The organism is Endozoicomonas sp. YOMI1 (assembly GCF_024606345.1).
Lineage (GTDB): Bacteria > Pseudomonadota > Gammaproteobacteria > Pseudomonadales > Endozoicomonadaceae > Endozoicomonas.
This window is the reverse complement of sequence record NZ_JAHHPM010000262.1, coordinates 26,906-46,283: the sequence shown is the minus strand read 5'-3', so window position 1 is coordinate 46,283 and position 19,378 is coordinate 26,906. Positions and strand designations below refer to the sequence as shown.

Here is a 19,378-nt window from a genome sequence, read left to right as displayed (position 1 = left end):
CTTTCCCTCTAACCCTTGATATCATTGATGGTAATCAATTTATCGGGAATTGCTGGTCTCAATTTGTGGTAACGGCGCTGATGAATACTTAATGTCGCTTTTTCAAGACAAAGATGACAAGATTTCTTTTGTTGTCAAAGGTCAGGATGAAACTCTATATTGTTTTGGGGCAATAAGGACCGTGAAAGCCCCAGGTCAATTACATTACGCACTGGTAGATTGAGTTAAAGCTTTATGAGACTTTCACCCTGACCAAACTTTTAGCCAGAAGATAACGAGAAAAGTTATGAAAATAAATTTTCCAAATATTTCTGAGCACAGCAACTGTGCTCAATTGTTTGCCAAGTTACAGGTTTCACCCAAAAAATTTGTCTCAACTGAAGAAGATCCAATTAAATCAGTTGATATCGATGAAGGAGAACATTATCTAGCCTGTTTTGAGCATGGCATTAGAAAAATTGGCATACTGCCTGCGGATACACAAATATTGCTAAAAAGAGATCTTAATACCAGCGTTCCATGGCTTATTAAGGGCATGGCAGGGAAACTTTTAACCAGAAAAATTTTGGTCATCGAAGAACCATTTCAACTTAAACCTAAAGTAGGAGAATTGGCAATATATTTAGGAATTCTCAACGATAAAAAAGAATTCCCAAGATTTGCTAAACATACAAAAGTGCTTACAGAAACAAAGGATGGATCACTTGCAATGGCTGCTAAAGTGGTTACCGATCAACTTTATAATCGGGATTCTGAGACAGTAATTTTAAAGGGTAGTGCTACAACGGATAAAATAATTACTTTGAATACTCCTCTTAAGCGCACATTAGCGGACATTGCTATCGATGTCATCATCACAAGATTTCATGACGCTCTTGCATACAAAGACGAACTAACCCGATGGTTGCCAAATCACCCATTAATAGCCTACATGGAACAGTTGGCAACTTTAACCGCTGAAATTCCTGATTATAAACCTTTGGATGATGAAATAAACAGTAAAACCAATCAACAAAAAAGAGCAATTGTTAACTATATAGAACGAATTAAACAACCATTAATAAATTTGCTATTTGAACATTATCATCTGCGTTTTATTGAAGCGCACACACCAGAAGAAGATATCCAGGAAGCGATTGATTATTATCAAAGCACAACCACCAATCCTGTTCTGGATTTGGTCCAAGTTGATCAGGAATTTTTAAAACCACACGGTATTGAAACCTTTCTTGATATTCACGCCTTCTTCAAAACACCTTTAATGAATATGAATAAAAGAAATAATTTTAAACATAAAATACGAACGCCTGAGGAAGCTGACAATTTTACAAAATTGGCGAATTTATCCATTGACCTGGTTTATGAAATAAGTAGATTTATCGAGTTTGAAGAGATTCAGATCGATTCTTGACCCATCGTACTTTCGATCTGACCGCTTGAAAAACTACTACCTATCGGCTGTCGATGGTACGCAAACCTCTTTCTCCGGCAAACTGAGCTTTAACCAATGCTGTACAAAGAACCATGGATTCAGCTTAAAGCCAGCATCCGCTGACTTTAACATCAAAAAATTTGAGGAAAATGAAGACTCAATGAATCTTGTCAATACTTAACAACGCTGCCCTGAGCTTACCGGGCTCCAATGGTGGCCGTATAAACCCGTGATAATGCCCTTGCGGGTTAATTAAGGCCAGATTGGCACCGTGATCCACCAGATAAAACTCATCCTCAGGATCAACCACCGGTGTAAACGGGACATTCATCTGAACCGCCAGGTTATAAATGCTGGCGATTTCTCCAGTGACTCCAGTGAAGTCCTTATTAAAGTAGGGCACATAGGCTTTCAGCTTTTCAGGGGTGTCTCGTCGTGGGTCCACCGTCACCATCAGGTACTGCATCTCTTTAGCCAGATTCGGTGATTTCTCCTTGAGCAGTGCATCCAGCTTATTTAACTGACTGAGCGTTGCCGGACAGATATCAGGGCAGAAGGTAAAACCGAAATACACCAGACTCCAGCGTCCCTTAAGATTTTCTGCGACAAATGGCTGGCCGTGATGGTCAACCAGCCCTTCCATGGTGAAAGCCCTGGGTGTTTCAAACACCACCGCCCCCATTTGTTGCAGCTGCTCTTTGGATAACGCTGGCTTGTTGATAAATTTATTCGCCGTCACCCCGAGCACAACAGCGACGGCTGCCAGTAAAATAGTGACCGTCTTGCGCACCGCTTTACTCCTTTCTGTGTCCACAGGGACTCCTTACACCCAGAGATAAAATGAATAATGGTCCACCAGTAACACCACAAACAACAGCATCAAATAGGTAATCGAAAACTTGAAAGTCTTGATGGCAGCATGAGGTCTGCTGTCACGAAGCAGAACAATGGACCAGTACAAAAAGCGAACTCCCAGAATGGTTGCACCCAACAGATAGATCACCCCACTCATACCCGTCAGGAATGGCAGCAAGGTGACCACAAACATGATGATGGTATAGAGCAGAATATGAAGTTTGGTGTAAGCCTCACCATGGGTTACTGGCAACATGGGAACATCCGCTTTGGCGTATTCCTCCTTGCGATGAATAGCCAAAGCCCAGAAGTGAGGAGGCGTCCAGGCAAAAATAATCAGTACCAGCAAAAGGCCATGGCCTTCAAACTGTCCGGTTACGGCAGTCCAGCCGAGCAGGGGAGGGGCCGCCCCGGCCAAACCACCAATAACAATATTCTGTGGCGTTGCCCGTTTAAGAATCAGCGTATAAACCACCGCATAACCCATCAGGGATGCAAACGTTAACCAGGCGGTCAGAGGGTTAACCAGCACAAACAGCATGGCCATGCCCAGTGAACCAATAATAAAGGCGAAAATGACCGCCTGGAGCGGTTCAACCCGACCGGTGGCCACCGGTCGATTATGGGTTCTCGCCATCACCGTATCGATCTGTCGGTCAACCACATGATTAATCACCGCTGCAGCACCGGCACAGAGAGCAATGCCCAGGTTACCAAAGAACAGAATATCCAGAGGCACCCAACCGGGTGTCGCCAGATACATACCAATAACCGACGTTAGGATCATCAGTGCGACAACCTTTGGCTTGGTCAGCTCAAGATAATCCCGCCAGTGGGCACTCCCTGCCGGTAATACACTACTTTGACTCATGCTTCAGCCCTCGCTTTCCTTCAAACTGCTCTTCACAAAACCACCGCCGAATAAGAAGTAGTTATAGGCCACCAGTGATAACAACAACAAGGCACCACCCAGATTATGGGCTACGGCAATAGTCAACGGCAGGCTCCAGATGATATTGCTCAGGCCAAGACCCACCTGAATCGTCAACATGACCATAACCAGCAGCATCAGTTTTCGAACCGTTGACCCAACAGAACCGCCAACCCTGAATGACACCTTAAGCGCAATAAGCATTTGCAACGTTAGCAATATCACTATCAGTATTGCCCCCACTCTATGGGCAAAATGTATGGCGGTTCTGGCTTCAGCATGCAGCTGCCCGCCCAGATAATTCGGACCAATATCCTGCCCAATATCGAACCCCTCTGCAAAATTCATGGGTGGCAGCCATTGCCCCTGACACATTGGCAGATCAGGACAGGCAAGCGCTGCATAGTTAGAGCTGGTCCAACCACCCAGACTGACCTGACCAACCACCAACACCAGACTGAATACTGCCAGCCACTTCAGGAACAAGAACGGCTTATCCGGCACTTTTTCGCGATGCACGCCGGACAACCTCAACGTTAAGAGAAACAACAAACTGAAGGTGGCAAAACCGCCCAGCAAATGAGCAGTAACAACCTGAGGCCACAGCTTGAGCGTGACGGTCCACATACCAAAAGCAGCTTGCAGGGTAATCAATGCAAAGATCAGAATGGGCAGCTTGAACGGTTGACCCGGCTCACGCCGGTTTCTGAATGCCTGAATAACAATCATCAACACCAGGAGCATCAGGGTGCCCGCCACATAACGGTGGATCATCTCTGCCCAGCCCTTATCAACTTCAACCGGAGCATCCGGAAAGAGTGACTCGGCATGGGCAATCTCCTGCTGAGTATCCGGCACGGTCAGAAAACCATAACAGCCCGGCCAGTCAGGGCAACCCAACCCGGCATGCACCAGCCTGGTATAGGCACCCACACCAACCACGATGCTCGCCAGCAACGTTGCGATCAGAGCCAGATAAAATCCTTTTTTCTTCATCACCGCTCCAGTGAGTTGACTACCCATTACCAACCCTTTTTTTAACCAAAAAATACCACATTAAACAAAACCAATGATTCAATAATCATTTAGTACCCATTAACCGATATTGGACGCTTTCAGCAGTTTTTGCAGATCTTTCAGCACATCACCACCAGGCTGATTAACCTGGTATCCCATGATCAGATTACCCAGCGGATCAATGATAAAAATACGGTTTTCTGGCCAATGTTTCAGACCGAGCGCTGCTTGCACATGGTTTTTGTCGGCGTTTAGCCAGTAAATTCCCGGATGCTCGGTTTCAAGTTCAGAGGAGGGCACCGGTTTTTCCGGTGCAATATAAAATCGGGTCACCCGTTCAGACTCTTTTCCCAGGGCAATATGCACCTGACGGGTTTTATACAGGCTTGCTACGCACTCAGACTCTTCACAACGGGTACTGCCAAACACCACAACTCGCCAGAGGCCCTCTGTTTCTGTTGCATCTACACTTTTTTCACCATCCTGAAGATGCAGTGCGGAAAACTGGGCCGGTGGTAATAAAAGCTCGCCCTTATTGGTCCTTCCTTCAGGTATCCATACCCCGGTAAAGTACATAACCCAGGCTAACCCCATGGCAATGGCTGGGATCAGAATGACAAGGGCAAGCTGCAGCCGGTTTTTATTCGTGGTTGTCTTGGTCATGATCACCTCACACGTCATGGTTGTTCTTGTGGTTCTTACCTGCGCGAATCATCTGAAACCCATACAGCAAGAGCAGAACCAGTGCCATGGCAAACCATTGAAAGGCATAGCCCAGGTGCTTCTCTGATTTCAGATTAATCACCATTGGGCGCATCTGTTCAGCGCCTGGCTGACCAGCCCTGAGTACCATGAAAAAATCCGGGGTCACACTCTCTATGGCTTCCGATATTTTCAGCGGGTCAAACGCCTGGATACGTTTAGGCCAGCCTTCGTCCCAGATGTCTTCCGCCAGCATAAAGGGTTTACCCAGGGGCTTATACGCAAAGCCGGTCAGTATCAGCTGCCCCGGATCCGTCATCACCTCTGGCAGCCGTTCCCGATCACCGCCGACAATCCAACCCCGGTCAATCAACAACCACACTCCGTCATCGGTCAGAAACGGCATAAACAGCTCATACCCGACCTCGCCCTGGAAAACCTGATTATCCAGCAGAAAGTATCGATCCAGGTCAAACCGGCCGCTCACTGTAAAAGGCAAATACAAAGGGTCTTCGTGACGTTGAATACGGGAAAGGGTCAACGGCTCAAGGGCATGCCGGGACTCATAAGCCTGTTCCAGCATCAACTTCTGCTCGTAACGTGACAGTTGCCAGAAGCCCAGACTCACCAGCACTGGCAGAATGGCAATCACTAACAGGGTCAACTTCAATCTGAATCCAAACATCAAGTGAACGGTCTTTATATGCTATGGTGTCCCAGAAAGTGTGGAAAAAACTGAGTTCATCTCAGAAGTTTTCCTTGTGGATAACTTTCTTGAGCCAGGAATATGTGGATAAAACTCGTCGTTATTGTTCTTTTTATTGCCGTGGTTATCAGTCTGGGTACTGGCTTTTATTATTTGCTGACTGAGAAAAAGAGTTCGCCAAAACTGCTGAATTCCCTGAAAGTTCGTATCGGTCTGACCGTTTTGATTATGGTGATTATTGTCGCCGCCTGGCTCCATGGAGATATCCACAGCCAGGCCCCCTGGTTATATCGATAATGATTAATCATTAAATCAGATAAACGAAGATAAACAGTCCAACCCATACCACGTCTACAAAGTGCCAGTACCAGCTGGCGGCTTCAAAGGCAAAATGATTATCCGCCTCAAAATGCCCCTGATAAACCCGCACCAGCATCACAGCCAGCATAATGGCTCCCAGGGTCACATGAGCACCGTGAAAACCGGTCAACAGGAAGAAGGTTGAGCCATAAATGCCAGCACTGAGGGTGAGACCCAGTTCATTATAGGCTTCAATGTACTCTTCAACCTGGAAAAATAAGAATGCAGTACCAAGTACCAGCGTCAGAATCAACCACAGTTTTATCTTGTAGCGATCATTAGCACGCAGTGCATGATGCGCCAGTGTCAGTGTGATACTGGAAGCAACCAGCAGAAGGGTATTCAACAGTGGCAAGTGAAAGGGATCGACAACATCGGCAGCGCCAACAAAAAGGTCATTGTCCGGATTCACCATCAGCGGCCAGCTCGCGGTAAAGTCTGGCCAGAGCATTTCGTGGGTCATCGCCCCTTCACCTTCACCAGCGAGCCAGGGGACGGCCAGAACCCGAACATAGAACAGGGTTCCAAACAGTGCAGCGAAGAACATCACTTCTGAAAAAATAAACCAGAACATTCCCCAGCGGAATGTCCGATCCATCTGCGCACTGTAAAGCCCGGCACGGGACTCCTGAATGACATTGCCGAACCAGCCAAACAACATCCAGGCCATAATCAGGCCACCGGCGTAAAACACATAGTGTGCACTTGAGTCCTTAACACCGGCGGTCATGTCATTCATCATCATGCCGGCACCCAGAAGGGTCAGAAAAAGTCCAATAGACGCAATGATTGGCCATTTACTCTGGGCCGGAACGTAGTAGGTACCTTCGGTAGCCATAATACTTTCTTTCACCTCTCCTGATCTGACAGGGAGTACGCCTTTTCTCCCGAACAATCTTTAAAAAACAATCTTTAAAAAACAAAGCCCAAAAAATTCAGTTCAAATGGGTTACATCAAACAGCGTATAAGACAAGGTTAACTTTTTTATATGCTTCGGCAGTTCCTGATCGACGATAATCCGCAGCGGCATCACCTTTTCTTCCCATGGCTGCAGTGTCTGTGTGGTAAAACAAAAACACTCGACCTTATGCAGAAAGTTGGTGGCTTCAAATGGCGTCACACTGGGAATGGCCTGGCCCACTATTGTTTTACCTGTAGGGTTTTTCGCAACAAAGTTGAGCAGACCCGGTTCGCCGGGATGCACGGTTACCTGAGGAGTACTGGGATAAAAATCCCAACTCATGCCCGCATTCTTTGTGGCCACAAATTGCACCTTGATATCACGGCTGGTATCCACTTTAGCTTCTGCAGCCTTGTACATATAAGGATTAGGGTCCGTCTTGCCGTTCAGTCCAGTCACCTGACAGAACACGTTGTACAGTGGCACCATGGCAAAACCAAAAGCGAACATGCCACAAGCTACGAGTGTAGAGCGAATGACAGTACGACGAGTTGAATGCTCAATAGACTCAGGCTGCTCTCTATCCTGTTCACTCATACTGACTCCTGTCGTTTACTTCACATCCGGTGGTGTGGTGAAGGTGTGATAGGGCGCTGGTGATGGCACATTCCACTCTAACCCTTCAGCACCTTCCCAGGGCTTGGCCTCAACTTTTGCTCCTCCCCTGATGCATTTGATCACGATAAAGAGGAACAGCAATTGCGTGGTTCCAAACATAAAACCACCAATACTGGACATTTCATTGAAGTTAGCAAACTGCAGTGCGTAGTCAGGAATTCTGCGTGGCATGCCAGCCAGCCCGACAAAGTGCATTGGGAAGAATGTCAGGTTCATCCCGATAAAGGACATCCAGAAATGCACTTTAGCCAGCGTCTCGTCATACATATAGCCAGTCCACTTGGGCAACCAGTAGTAGCAGGCAGCAAAGATGGCAAAGATCGCGCCGGGTACCAGTACATAATGGAAATGAGCCACCACGAAATAGGTGTCGTGATATTGGAAGTCAGCAGGAGCAATTGACAGCATCAACCCTGAGAAACCACCAATGGTAAAGAGCACCACAAACGCCGTGGAGAACAGCATTGGGGTTTCAAAGGTCATGGAACCACGGAACATAGTGGTCACCCAGTTGAATATCTTCACCCCGGTGGGTACCGCAATCAGCATGGTGGCGTACATAAAGAACAGCTCACCAATCAGCGGGATGCCCACCGTAAACATATGATGCGCCCAGACAATAAACGACAGAAAGGCGATACTGGCGGTGGCATACACCATGGAGGTATACCCAAACAGCGGCTTGCGGGCAAATGCCGGAATAATGGCAGAGACAATCCCGAAAGAGGGGAGAATCATGATGTAAACTTCCGGATGCCCGAAGAACCAGAAAATATGCTGGAACAGTACCGGATCACCACCACCACCGGCATTGAAGAAACTGGTACCAAAATGGATGTCCATCAACATCATGGTTACTGCACCCGCCAGCACCGGCATTACCGCAATCAGCAGATAAGCCGTGATCAGCCAGGTCCAGACAAACATGGGCATTTTCATCATGGTCATCCCGGGGGCTCTCAGGTTCAGGATGGTCGCGATGATATTAATCGCCCCCATGATGGAAGAAACCCCAAGCATATGGATGGCAAAGATGAAAAATGTCGTTGAAGGCGGTGAATAGTCTGTTGATAGTGGCGCATAAAAGGTCCAGCCGAAGTTAGGCCCGCCACCTTCCATAAACAAGGTGCTCACCAGCATCACGGCAGCAAAGGGCAGAATCCAGAAGCTCCAGTTGTTCATCCGGGGCATGGCCATATCCGGTGCCCCGATCATCATGGGAATCATCCAGTTAGCCAACCCGACAAAAGCCGGCATAACGGCACCAAATACCATGATCAAACCGTGCATGGTGGTCATCTGGTTGAAAAAAGCCGGCTCGACAATTTGCAGTCCTGGCTGGAACAGTTCTGCCCGAATGATCATGGCCATGGCCCCACCGGTCAGAAACATAATGAAGCTGAACCACAGGTACATGGAGCCAATGTCTTTATGGTTGGTGGTCAGAACCCAACGCATCAACCCTTTGGCAGGCCCGTGATGATGCTCCTGATCTAGTGAAGAAGCAGTATCTGTTACCGAAGTCATATCTACTCTCCTTACCGGCTCGCCTGTTGGTTATCGGGCATGGTCTGCTTGGCCGGATCTTCTACATATTCGCCAGTTTTCTTGTACTCCACAATCTCTTTAGGGGTCACCATTTCACCGGTGTTATTGCCCCAGGCATTTCGCTCATAAGTGATCACGGCAGCAAGGTCCACCTCATTCAACTGACTGGCAAAGGCCTGCATTGCCGAACCCTTCTTACCGTTCATAACGATATCGACATGTGCTCCGATCTGATCCGCTTCAGTGGCCATCGGGCTGCCTTTCAGCGCCGGGAAGATCGGTGGCATGCCGGCACCGTTGGGCTGGTGACATACCGCACAAGCTTTGTTGTAGGCCTGCTCACCTCTGTCCATCAATTCCGCCATGGTCCATGATTTATCCGTCAGCTCACGCTCTTTTCCTGCTGCGGCTTTTTTCGCCTGCAACCAGGCGTCATAGTCTTCCTGTGACTTGGCCTCAACAACAATGGGCATGTAACCATGATCCTTACCACACAGTTCTGCACACTGCCCACGGTAGGTACCGGGCACTTCAATATTGGTCCAGGCTTCGTTAATAAATCCGGGAATGGCGTCACGCTTTACTGCCAGGGCAGGCACCCACCAGGAATGAATAACATCAGCAGCGGTCACCAGAAAGCGAACCTTTTTATCAACAGGAATCACCAGCGGCTCATCCACTTCCAGAAGGTAATTGGGATTCTTGTCCCGAACATTCAGGATCTGTTCCCGAGGCGTACTGAGGTTGCTGAAAAAAGAGACATCTTCTCCAACATACTCATACTGCCACTTCCATTGATAACCGGTAATTTTGATATCAATATCAGCCTCGTCAGTATTGTAAATTTCCACCAGCGTTTTGGTCGCCGGAATGGCCATTAACACCAGTATCAGAAAAGGAATGGATGTCCATACAATCTCAACCAGTGTGCTTTCATGAAACTGGTGAGCTACTGCACCCTTGGATTTACGGTGCTTGAAAATAGAATAAAACATGACACCGAAGACGATCAGGCCGATCACGACACAGATCATCAATATGGTCATGTGGAGTCCGTAGATATTCCGGCTGACGGCCGTCACACCTTCGGTCATATTGACTTCCCATGCAGCACGGCTAATACCCGTTACAGCCAGTCCCGCAAGAAGAAGAAAAAGAGATTTCGCCTGCTGCATCATTATTCCCTTACATCCCCTGACTATCCGCCGATCGCAGCGGAAACTTCTTATTATTATTGTGCAGACTTGTTCTGCTGCTTTACTTCACTTCTCAGAGGTGAGACTGCCAACGGAGCCGTATTTCGCCCGGATGCCTGTGTCATGATACTGACCTGTCCAATGGTCTCGTATTGTTACCAACATTCATCGTCTCCACCCCATGATAAAGCCCCTTTGTGTCATTTACGCAGGTAAAACACAGATGGATTTATTGAGAGGAAGCGATAGTGCTTATATTTATCTGACCTGAAAAACCCCACTACATCTAATCAAGTGCAGATATGCAATCAGTATTGAGACCAAGCCAAACTGCTTAACATACACATAACTGCAAACCCAACACCTCAAGCCATAGAAATACTATGGCAAATCATCCCACGCAGAACACTCTAAGTCTGACAATAATGGTTTATAGAGTATAGTTCTAAAAAACCATTAAACAACATGCTGAAAAAAAATGAAATCGCCAATTTCAAAATACTATAAATGTCGTTTATTGGATTTTTTACACTTCCCATATCACGCCTGTAAAGGACTGTAATTAAACAATATTTTTATTTAGGCTCTATGGTACAAGCTTTTATAATCAAGACAACCTGCTTTTTTAAGGCAATCCCTGCTCCAAAAATCAGAGAGGCAGTAAGTCTAACCAAGCTCTATCACCCTTTTTGAACAGGGTTCGCCATTGCTACTTTGGGATCTTATGAAAAATTCAAACGTTAAGCCACCTGAAAAAATGGCTGTGTTATGACAATTTCCTCTTCTGACTCCTCATAAGCAGTTTAAAGCGTTCATACATTTGCCAGTTTTCAATAACACGGTATCGACATCGATCGCAGACCGTCACACAACCGGCTTTTAATATGCCATAATGGCAAGTTTTAATGTATTTCTTCATCCGGTCATTGTCAGGATAGTTCTGACACCACATCAGTTCCTGATTCAGCCAACGCTGTATGATCTCTATTTCGTCCATGCTCCAGCCATTGCGCAGGGGCATGCACTCCTTTTTAAAAAATTCGTGAAATTCTTTGTCGTCTTCGCTCCAGACAATGCGCAGGGGAATATTCTCTTTAATAATAAAATCGTTAAGTTCTCAAAAATTCAGTTATGTGATAATCAAGCCTGTTTTTAAGTTTTTCTGGATTAATCTTCAAGTCGAGACCGGGAGTGCCTCTGACACGAGAATTACAGGGATAAAGGAGTAATAAATCATTTTCCTGAAACTTTACTGTTGGTTGTTCAGGCTCTGTTTTTACGACACAAGAGGTTAGAGCAGTGATCAGGTGTTCATCCAAAGGCAGCTCTGGAGGCTCCCCGCAGACCGGTTGATTGGGGATATAGCGTGCACAGGCAGGAGACTCATATACTGCCCCATTGGATCCACCAGAGGCAAAAATTGGAGAGTTGTCTGAATCCTGCTGCAGTACAGGGGGCTGACCAATGGAACTTGCTAGCGGATGCATAACAATTCATATCCTTTAATTTGATAATCGGATTCTATCGACTTGTCCAAATGGTTGAATTAAGTTATTTCTGTCAATCCGTCAGTGACCAGAAACTCGCCGTCTTCGTCCCTCCGGTATTCCAAATTTTTATCTTCAAGCAAAATAATTTTTTATTGGCTCAAAGACACCACTTTCGGCAAACCAGTGGCAGTCTTATGACAATTTTTCCACCTGGCTCTCAAGGTTTTTAATGCGATTGTATGCAGCCCGGTTTTCATGCACGCGGTAACTGCGGTCGCAGATTGACACACAATCAGCTTTTAATGGGCCATAATGACAATAATCGACGTAGCGCTTCAGGCGATCTCGGTCAGGATATTTCTGACTATGTTTCAATTCGCAGTTCAGCCACTCCTCAATATACTGCACTTCGTCTTCGCTCCAGCCTTTGCGCAGAGGCAAGCACTCCTTTATCAAAAATTTTTTAAATTCACTGCACTTTGCGTACCCGTACGTCGGGTATTCCCAACCTTCTTCTTCACACATCTTGTAATCCAAAATATCGTCTTTACTAAAGAAAATAAATGCAAAGTGGAACTTCGCCAGAGCTTGATACTCCTCGGGGACAAACCAGTCTCTACCAGACCAGTCTTTGTTCAGGAACTCATATAACGCTGCAGGCAACCTTGTTAATATTGAATCCGCCAATGACTGTTCTTCATCCCAGGTAGGTTCATTTTCGATCTGAAAACTTTCATAACGATCATCCAATATGTCATGAATATGCCGTCTAAGGGCATCTTTCAGTTTTCCGGGATTTACGTGCAAATCCAAGCTGGAGTGGTTAGAAAAATCTTGCGGGTAAATCAGTAATATATCATTTTCCTGAAACTGAGTCGGTGATTTGCCAAGCTCTGTTTTCACGCCACCAGGCTTAACAGCAGTAATTTGTTGTTCATCCAGCGTGTGCTCTGGACGCTCCCCGGAATCGGGCAGCTGGCGTGAACAGATGTCTGTTATTTGAACGTTGCTATTGAATGCAGTTGCGATAGCAACTTCACTGACCTCTGGTTCAGACGGTGGTAAAGGTAGTGGCTGAGCATTGGAACTTGCTAACGGAGACATAGCTCTTCAAACCCTTTAGTTAAATTTGCGGTTACAGATTTCAGGCTGACAAAAGTGACGAATTCCATCGACTATCGTTACTTGTTTAGATACAACAATTTCAACCAGAACAGTGATAAATCACTTCGTAATTATGGGATCCATTGGCCAACAAATGGTTCCCACCTGTGGAAACATTTTTCTCATGATCAACCTGAGTCTTCAGAAAATACTGCAAGCTCTGCACTAACGCTCTATAACCGCAAAAGCAATGGCATAGTCCTGCTTATCAGCAAGGCTGATGTGCAGTTTTGCACCCAGCCAATCTTTTGAAAATTTCAGTGGCAGGAGCACCCTGATATTACATTCCAGCCATCCATGCGATGCCTCTAAGAAAAGCTGGCATAGCATATATTGTGTGCCATTTTTTTGACTGCACAACAGATTCCAAAATTTAGAAAAAACCCTTATTTTGCAGTGTTTTTCTACATTATTTTTTATTTATAAAAATATTGAAATATATGAAAAAGGGATATTTACTATCCCTTGTTTTACACCCGGTACTATGGTTTTTTAAACATCTACCGGACAGCCATTGCCAGTTATTCAAGCAGGCATCAATGGATGAACACAGGGGATAGATATGGATGTGCAGGCAATCCGACAGTTAATCATTCGGGTCAAAGAGTTGGAAGCGCAAAGCAGACACCTGCAAAAGCTTATTAGTGATCAGGTTGAACAATTACATCGGACGATTGAGCTGCCTGATGACAATGCCTGTGAGACATTGCTGATCTTCACGATGGATTATATTGACCACGTACCTGACTTTCTGGAAGCGCTAAATGAAGCCTCCCGGCAAGTTGGCATTCACCGTTTTATCTCACCATTCCTTGATATTGCTGAAGAAAACTTTATGGCGGCCATAACCCGGGATCATCCCGCGTCCGGTCTCGATTTATTGCTTGATAAGGCCTATTTTGCCCACCGGCTTATTGAAGAAGTAAACGACCATTATCTTATAAAAACAGGATCTACGCTCATCCCGATGAATATGACCTGGGCCAACCTGATTGTTCACTCAATATTGGGGGAAGAGTTTGCCAATGAGCTGGATGTGATTGTGGATAAAACGGTGGATCAGATGATGCGTTCGCAAGCCATCTATCATGAAGAGAAGTTCAGGGAGTTTATCCATGATCGCAGTGCTGAGGAGTGGATCAGGATCTGGTCACGCTGGAACTGCCTTTCCAACAATCTGGGTATTGAGCTTAAATTTACTGCTTCTGCCTGAACTCACCAGCCTGATGAACTTTAATTTTATTTCAGTGTCCTAAGGAGTATTAATCAGAAATTTCTTAACCAGGAGTTTTAAACAGTGAACCCAGTAGGTCCGGTCTGTCATTATCCTAGGTCGCTCATGTGTAGACGGAGTGAAAATATTATTTCTTTTGGCGGATATAGCCTGATGGTTATGTCAACTGTTAAAACGTTATCAGATGTACAAAGCAGCTATCGGAAATTCCAGCAAAATCAATTGACGGCCCGTGATTGTATGTACCTCGTGGCCAATACAATCTACAACGTCAGTGCTTTTACCTTTGCTTGTGCAGTTACCCCATTGATTGGCAATTTTACCTGCTATTTAACCACCGAGCTGTGTGGAAAAAACTGTCATATCTATGGCGACATTATTGAAGATAAAAGCAGTAAGATCTGTATCTACAATAATAACCTGTCTATGGTCCCGATCCTCTGACAACATTTGATCAAGAGAAGCTCAGGGAGTTTATCCATAATCTCAGTGCAACACAATATGGTCAGGCTGAAACAACCTCACCAACAACTTGGTCAGCAAGATGAAGTTACCTCTGCTGCCTGATCCTTCGCGATATTACGGTTTATTTGCACGTTATCTCGTTTTCAATAACAACCGTGATTCACTTTCACTGGGAATGGGAGTCGTAACCTCGGAAGGCACCTGCATTTGATCAAGCACTCCGCCTGTTATAACCCCGGCAATACCACCAGCAACACAGCCTGTGGCACCTCCCACAGCCGCACCCACTGAGGTATGTTCCACTACCAGCATCAAGCTTCTGAAAACATCCAACCTTGTGACATGAAGCCCTCTAAAAGTGCAGCACTCCCTCTCAGGACTGAAACACTGTCGGGAAGCCTGTAAACATAATGCTTCCGCCGGACTAACGGTTGGTGGTGGTAACATGTAAAGTAAACTTTGTCCCGGTTGTTGCCGGGCAGCTCTGGTTGGTTTTCAAAATTCAATTATTTCATGCAGTAAGGTAGACCATTACTGTTTTTTTACAGGCGGGTCATCAACAAATCGAATAATGTCGGTATGATCTTCCAGAATACTCTCTTCCCGGGCAATACGTGCCTCTGGCAAATTCCCCTCCAGCCTCGGATTGACTTCCATCTCATCGCTGAAGCCGCATTCAACACATTCCCGGTAATCCCGCTCAGTCTCACTGCGGAACATTCGAACTGAATCCATTGTGCCGCAGGAAGGGCATACCGCTCCTGCAATAAAGCGCTTGGTTTTCATGGCTCTTAATCCCTGACTGATGTGACTTTTATACGCAACAAAAAAGCACCTCAAACTCTCTGCTGCGTATTTATTTCAAATAGCCGTCATTTAACGGCAAAACTTATCATTGCTGGGGCAAAATGACTGCGAAGTCTAAGCCATTAAGCCGTTTGAATACCACTGTGTCGCAGTAACGCATCAATCTCCGGTGCTCTGCCGCGGAAGTTGATAAACAGCTCCATAGGTTCAGCAGAACCGCCTTTTTCAAGCACCTCATGGAGGAAGGACTCACCGGTTTCCCGGTTAAAAATCCCTTCTTCTTCAAAGCGTGAAAACGCGTCAGCTGATAACACCTCGGCCCACTTATAGCTGTAATAGCCAGCAGCATAGCCACCGGCAAAGATATGGCTGAAGCTGTTCTGAAAACGGTTAAAAGATGGCGGTATCACCACCGCCACCTGCTGTCGCACCTGATCAAGCACGGACTGTACATCGATGTTATCCCGATATTCTTTGTGCAGCTTGAAGTCAAAGAGTGAAAACTCCAGCTGTCTGACCATCATCATGGCAGATTGGAAGTTTTTTGCTGCCAGTAATTTATTCAACATCGCCTCCGGCAGCGGCTCGCCTGTTTCAAAGTGACCGGAGATAATGGCCAGCCCTTCCTTCTCCCAGCACCAGTTCTCCATAAACTGACTGGGCAGTTCTACGGCATCCCAGGCAACGCCACTAATGCCCGAAATCGCCGCATAATCCACTTTGGTCAGCATATGGTGCAGCCCATGACCAAACTCATGGAACAGGGTCACCACTTCGTCATGGGTCAACAGCGCTGGTTTATCGCCAACCGGTGGTGTGAAGTTACAGGTCAGATAAGCGACCGGCAGTTGTAACTTGCCATCCTGTTTCCAGCGGGAACGGCAGACATCCATCCAGGCACCGCCACGTTTATGTTCCCTGGCATAAAGATCCAGGTAAAAGCGACCGATTACCTCTCCTTTTCTGGTGATGTTGAAAAAGCGAACATCTTTATGCCAGGTATCCACGTTATCCACGGTTTCAAACTCAATGCCATAGAGTCTGTTGACTACGTCAAACATTCCGGCAATAGCTTTTTCCGCCGGGAACCATGGGCGCAATTCTTCCTGGGAAATGGCGTACCGCTGCTGGCGGAGTTTCTCGCCATAATAGCCAACATCCCAGGCTTCAAGGTCTTCAACACCGTACTCTGCTTTGGCAAACGTTTTCAGTTCCGCCAGCTCCTGCTCCGCCTGAGGCTTACTTTTTGCTGCCAGGTCTTGCAGAAATTCAATGACTTTATCGGGGGACTCCGCCATCTTGGTGGCCAGGGAGTATTCAGCGTAGTTCTCAAACCCAAGTAGCCGGGCCAGTTCATGACGAAGCTTAAGAATCTGTCTGATGTTTTCCGTGTTATCAAACTCCCCGGCATTTGGCCCCTGGTCAGAAGCGCGGGTAGAGAAGGCGGTGTAAACCTCTTTCCTGAGTTCCCGGTTATCGCAATAGGTCATCACCGGAAAGTAGCTTGGAAAGTCCAGATTCAACAACCAGCCTGTTTTCTCTTTTGACTCAGCCAGCTGCTTTGCGCCTGCCAGGGCAGACTCGGGTAACCCGGCAAGCTCAGATTCATCGGTAATCAGCTTGCTCCAGGCCATGGTGGCGTCCAGAACATTATCCGAGAACTGGCTGGTCAGTTCGGACAGCTGTTTTTTGATCTCGCCGTAACGGGCTTTCTGATCATCTTCCAAGGCAACACCGGCTAAACGGAAATCCCTGAGATTATCGTTAATCACTTTCTGCTGAGCGCTGTCCAGCTGGTTAAATTCTGCAGAATCTGCCAGAGACTGATAAGCCTCAAACAACGGACGATTCTGGCCAAGACGGGTAGCGTATTCAGATAACAGCGGCAAACAGCCATTGTAAGCTTCCCGCAGTGCTTCACTGTTGACTACCGCGTTCATATGACCAACCGGTGACCATGCCTGTCCCAACCGGTCATCCAACTGATCCAGGGGCTCCTGCAAAGAGTGCCATCCGAGAGCGGCACCGGAAGCCAGTAATGCGGCAAGCGCCTTTTCATTATCAGCAATAATGGATTCAATGGCGGGTTTTACATGTTCAGGAAGAATTTTGGAAAATGGCGGAAGTTCACTGGATTCCAGTAGCGGGTTAATCATAAGACAGCTCTCTATACTGTTTAAATTTCATGGTAATTATTGGTAATAGATGGGTGCGTCACCGTATGAATTCAAGCAGAATCCGGTCAATGCATTATCCACTATTTGCATCCACTATTTGCATCCACTAAGGCAGAAACACCCGGGGAGCCCTGCTCAATGAATCAAGCCATCAGAAGCTTCAATAATAAAATGCCAGTTCTTGGCGAAAGGGTCTATATCGATGAGAGTGCGGTTGTTCTTGGCGATGTCACGATCGGGAGTGACAGCTCTGTATGGCCAACGGCGGTTATTCGTGGCGATATGCATTCAATCCGTATTGGCGACAGAACCAGCATACAGGACGGTTCAGTTCTGCATATTACCCATGCCAGTGATTACAACCCCGTTGGCCATCCGTTGACCATTGGAGATGATGTGACGGTAGGTCATAAAGCGGTTTTGCATGGTTGTACCATCAATAACCGATGCCTGATTGGTATTGGTGCCATTATTCTGGATGGTGCCGTGGTGGAAGAGGAAGTCATAGTTGCAGCCGGTTGTCTGGTCCCTCCTGGCAAGCGTCTTGAGAGTGGCTTTGTTTACAAGGGAAACCCGGCCACAAAAACACGGGAAATATCGGAAAAAGAGCGCAGCTTCTTCCGATATACGGCTGGAAACTATGTAAAACTGAAAAATAACTATCTTGAAAATCAGGCTCCTGATAATTAGAAGAAGGGCTGAATCAAGCCCTTTAGCCAATTCTTAATAACTCTTAAAAATCATACCGTTAACTGTTACCCCTGCATTTTTTAATCAGCCTTATGACCTAAGTAGTAATGACGCCCGGACTGTTCATAACTAATCTGAAATTATTAAAGCAATTTATGACTGTTTTCATTCACTTACAGAAGGAATTTGATATGAGCCAACTTTACAATGTGAGCCAGGAAAACAACCCTATCTATAGACAAGCCGAGCTAGCCGATGCGGCCAGAGACGACGCTGAATTAAGGGAAGCCAGGAAAGCCGCCCTGGAACATCACACCAAGCTTCAGTTGCAGGAAGTCATTGATCTTGATGGAAATGGTGATGGCAGGACCCGCGAATCCCGGTTGGTGAATATCCTTGCCAGTCAAATCGTCAGAGGCTAATTTATTGGCATGAACGTACCACCAGAGGCCTATCTATGTCTCTGGTGAATATGTTATAAGCGCGCCCTGATAAATACAGATGGCACCTTCAAACATGGACATATATTCAACCGTTATCCTGCTATTCTTGATCATGGATCCTTTGGGCAATATGCCCATCTTTATCTCAAATCCATCCTGGCAACCCTGATGCTGGTCTCAAGTCAGTACCCGGAAAATCAGTGGCAACTTGCCATGGCCGTCTTTATCTCCTGGGCATTGAGCGCCGCCATTCTGATGATGTCGGGTAAAATGATGAAATTGCTGGGTAGTCGGGGCATATTTGCCATTGAACGACTGATGGGAATGATCCTGGTGATGCTCTCTGTACAGATGTTTATGGACGGTATTGCTCACTATTCAGCTTGGTAAATGCTTACTAACTGCTTCCTGAAAATACTCAATAATCCGGAAGCAATTTTTGCACAAACCCACTGTATTTCCATTACCCTCGAATTATCTGCCGCGTAAAACATTTTTACAGACGCTACCCGCTGCCCGCTTCCCGCGAAAAGCCGGAACCACTTGTGCTTTTGCGGGCAGCGGGTGGCGGGAAGCGGGCG

General features: G+C 46.5%; 20 protein-coding genes. 7 read left to right on the top strand and 13 right to left on the bottom strand.

Annotation, left to right across the window (positions count from 1 at the left end):
• Nucleotides 1-286 precede the first annotated feature (286 nt).
• Complete coding sequence (locus KDK15_RS09230) at nucleotides 287-1,411, top strand: hypothetical protein (protein ID WP_257295064.1); 1,125 nt, start codon at nucleotides 287-289, stop codon at nucleotides 1,409-1,411.
• A 178-nt stretch (nucleotides 1,412-1,589) separates the two neighbouring features.
• Here the strand turns inward: KDK15_RS09230 and KDK15_RS09225 are convergent, their stop codons facing one another.
• The 5 genes from KDK15_RS09225 to KDK15_RS09205 all read right to left on the bottom strand — a co-directional run bounded on the left by KDK15_RS09225 (nucleotide 1,590) and on the right by KDK15_RS09205 (nucleotide 5,607).
• The gene (locus KDK15_RS09225) at nucleotides 1,590-2,246 is read right to left on the bottom strand and encodes an SCO family protein (RefSeq protein WP_257295063.1); all 657 of its coding nucleotides are present in this window, start codon (nucleotides 2,244-2,246) and stop codon (nucleotides 1,590-1,592) included.
• 9 nt (nucleotides 2,247-2,255) lie between these two features.
• On the bottom strand, nucleotides 2,256-3,158 hold the full coding sequence (cyoE, locus tag KDK15_RS09220; RefSeq protein WP_257295062.1) for a heme o synthase: 903 nt from the start codon (nucleotides 3,156-3,158) through the stop codon (nucleotides 2,256-2,258).
• A 3-nt stretch (nucleotides 3,159-3,161) separates the two neighbouring features.
• The gene (locus tag KDK15_RS09215) at nucleotides 3,162-4,241 is read right to left on the bottom strand and encodes a heme A synthase (RefSeq protein ID WP_257295061.1); all 1,080 of its coding nucleotides are present in this window, start codon (nucleotides 4,239-4,241) and stop codon (nucleotides 3,162-3,164) included.
• A gap of 72 nt (nucleotides 4,242-4,313) precedes the next feature.
• The gene (locus KDK15_RS09210) at nucleotides 4,314-4,898 is read right to left on the bottom strand and encodes a hypothetical protein (RefSeq protein WP_257295060.1); all 585 of its coding nucleotides are present in this window, start codon (nucleotides 4,896-4,898) and stop codon (nucleotides 4,314-4,316) included.
• Nucleotides 4,899-4,905: 7 nt separating this feature from the next.
• Nucleotides 4,906-5,607: an SURF1 family protein gene (locus tag KDK15_RS09205; protein ID WP_257295059.1), complete on the bottom strand. Its 702-nt coding sequence runs from the start codon at nucleotides 5,605-5,607 to the stop codon at nucleotides 4,906-4,908.
• Between the two features lie 117 nt (nucleotides 5,608-5,724).
• On the opposite strand from KDK15_RS09205, the gene KDK15_RS09200 reads away from it, so the two are divergent.
• The gene (locus KDK15_RS09200) at nucleotides 5,725-5,940 is read left to right on the top strand and encodes a DUF2909 domain-containing protein (RefSeq protein ID WP_257295058.1); all 216 of its coding nucleotides are present in this window, start codon (nucleotides 5,725-5,727) and stop codon (nucleotides 5,938-5,940) included.
• A 10-nt stretch (nucleotides 5,941-5,950) separates the two neighbouring features.
• On the opposite strand, the gene KDK15_RS09195 is transcribed toward KDK15_RS09200, so the two are convergent.
• The 6 genes from KDK15_RS09195 to KDK15_RS09170 all read right to left on the bottom strand — a co-directional run bounded on the left by KDK15_RS09195 (nucleotide 5,951) and on the right by KDK15_RS09170 (nucleotide 12,921).
• A complete protein-coding gene (locus tag KDK15_RS09195; protein ID WP_257295057.1) occupies nucleotides 5,951-6,841 on the bottom strand; it encodes a cytochrome c oxidase subunit 3 in 891 nt (296 codons plus the stop codon).
• 97 nt (nucleotides 6,842-6,938) lie between these two features.
• Nucleotides 6,939-7,502: a cytochrome c oxidase assembly protein gene (locus KDK15_RS09190; RefSeq protein WP_257295056.1), complete on the bottom strand. Its 564-nt coding sequence runs from the start codon at nucleotides 7,500-7,502 to the stop codon at nucleotides 6,939-6,941.
• 15 nt (nucleotides 7,503-7,517) lie between these two features.
• On the bottom strand, nucleotides 7,518-9,110 hold the full coding sequence (ctaD, locus tag KDK15_RS09185) for a cytochrome c oxidase subunit I (protein ID WP_257295055.1): 1,593 nt from the start codon (nucleotides 9,108-9,110) through the stop codon (nucleotides 7,518-7,520).
• Nucleotides 9,111-9,121: 11 nt separating this feature from the next.
• A complete protein-coding gene (gene coxB / locus KDK15_RS09180) occupies nucleotides 9,122-10,309 on the bottom strand; it encodes a cytochrome c oxidase subunit II (RefSeq protein WP_257295054.1) in 1,188 nt (395 codons plus the stop codon).
• 784 nt (nucleotides 10,310-11,093) lie between these two features.
• Nucleotides 11,094-11,348, bottom strand: a complete 255-nt coding sequence (locus KDK15_RS09175) for a hypothetical protein (RefSeq protein WP_257295053.1) — start codon at nucleotides 11,346-11,348, stop codon at nucleotides 11,094-11,096.
• Between the two features lie 661 nt (nucleotides 11,349-12,009).
• The gene (locus KDK15_RS09170) at nucleotides 12,010-12,921 is read right to left on the bottom strand and encodes a hypothetical protein (RefSeq protein WP_257295052.1); all 912 of its coding nucleotides are present in this window, start codon (nucleotides 12,919-12,921) and stop codon (nucleotides 12,010-12,012) included.
• Between the two features lie 622 nt (nucleotides 12,922-13,543).
• Here KDK15_RS09170 and KDK15_RS09165 point away from each other — a divergent pair.
• A complete protein-coding gene (locus tag KDK15_RS09165) occupies nucleotides 13,544-14,194 on the top strand; it encodes a hypothetical protein (protein WP_257295051.1) in 651 nt (216 codons plus the stop codon).
• Between the two features lie 174 nt (nucleotides 14,195-14,368).
• Complete coding sequence (locus tag KDK15_RS09160; protein WP_257295050.1) at nucleotides 14,369-14,659, top strand: hypothetical protein; 291 nt, start codon at nucleotides 14,369-14,371, stop codon at nucleotides 14,657-14,659.
• Between the two features lie 552 nt (nucleotides 14,660-15,211).
• Here KDK15_RS09160 and KDK15_RS09155 read toward each other — a convergent pair.
• Complete coding sequence (locus KDK15_RS09155) at nucleotides 15,212-15,466, bottom strand: YheV family putative zinc ribbon protein (RefSeq protein WP_101745358.1); 255 nt, start codon at nucleotides 15,464-15,466, stop codon at nucleotides 15,212-15,214.
• Between the two features lie 143 nt (nucleotides 15,467-15,609).
• Complete coding sequence (prlC, locus tag KDK15_RS09150; RefSeq protein WP_257295049.1) at nucleotides 15,610-17,643, bottom strand: oligopeptidase A; 2,034 nt, start codon at nucleotides 17,641-17,643, stop codon at nucleotides 15,610-15,612.
• A gap of 159 nt (nucleotides 17,644-17,802) precedes the next feature.
• Here prlC and KDK15_RS09145 point away from each other — a divergent pair, with 159 nt between their 5' ends.
• The 3 genes from KDK15_RS09145 to KDK15_RS21230 all read left to right on the top strand — a co-directional run bounded on the left by KDK15_RS09145 (nucleotide 17,803) and on the right by KDK15_RS21230 (nucleotide 19,187).
• Nucleotides 17,803-18,354 carry a gamma carbonic anhydrase family protein gene (locus KDK15_RS09145; RefSeq protein ID WP_257295048.1) on the top strand — a complete coding sequence of 184 codons (552 nt, stop codon included), beginning with the start codon at nucleotides 17,803-17,805 and terminating at the stop codon, nucleotides 18,352-18,354.
• Nucleotides 18,355-18,545: 191 nt separating this feature from the next.
• Complete coding sequence (locus KDK15_RS09140; protein ID WP_257295047.1) at nucleotides 18,546-18,776, top strand: hypothetical protein; 231 nt, start codon at nucleotides 18,546-18,548, stop codon at nucleotides 18,774-18,776.
• Nucleotides 18,777-18,824: 48 nt separating this feature from the next.
• The gene (locus KDK15_RS21230; RefSeq protein ID WP_373691355.1) at nucleotides 18,825-19,187 is read left to right on the top strand and encodes a MarC family protein; all 363 of its coding nucleotides are present in this window, start codon (nucleotides 18,825-18,827) and stop codon (nucleotides 19,185-19,187) included.
• Nucleotides 19,188-19,378: the final 191 nt, after the last annotated feature.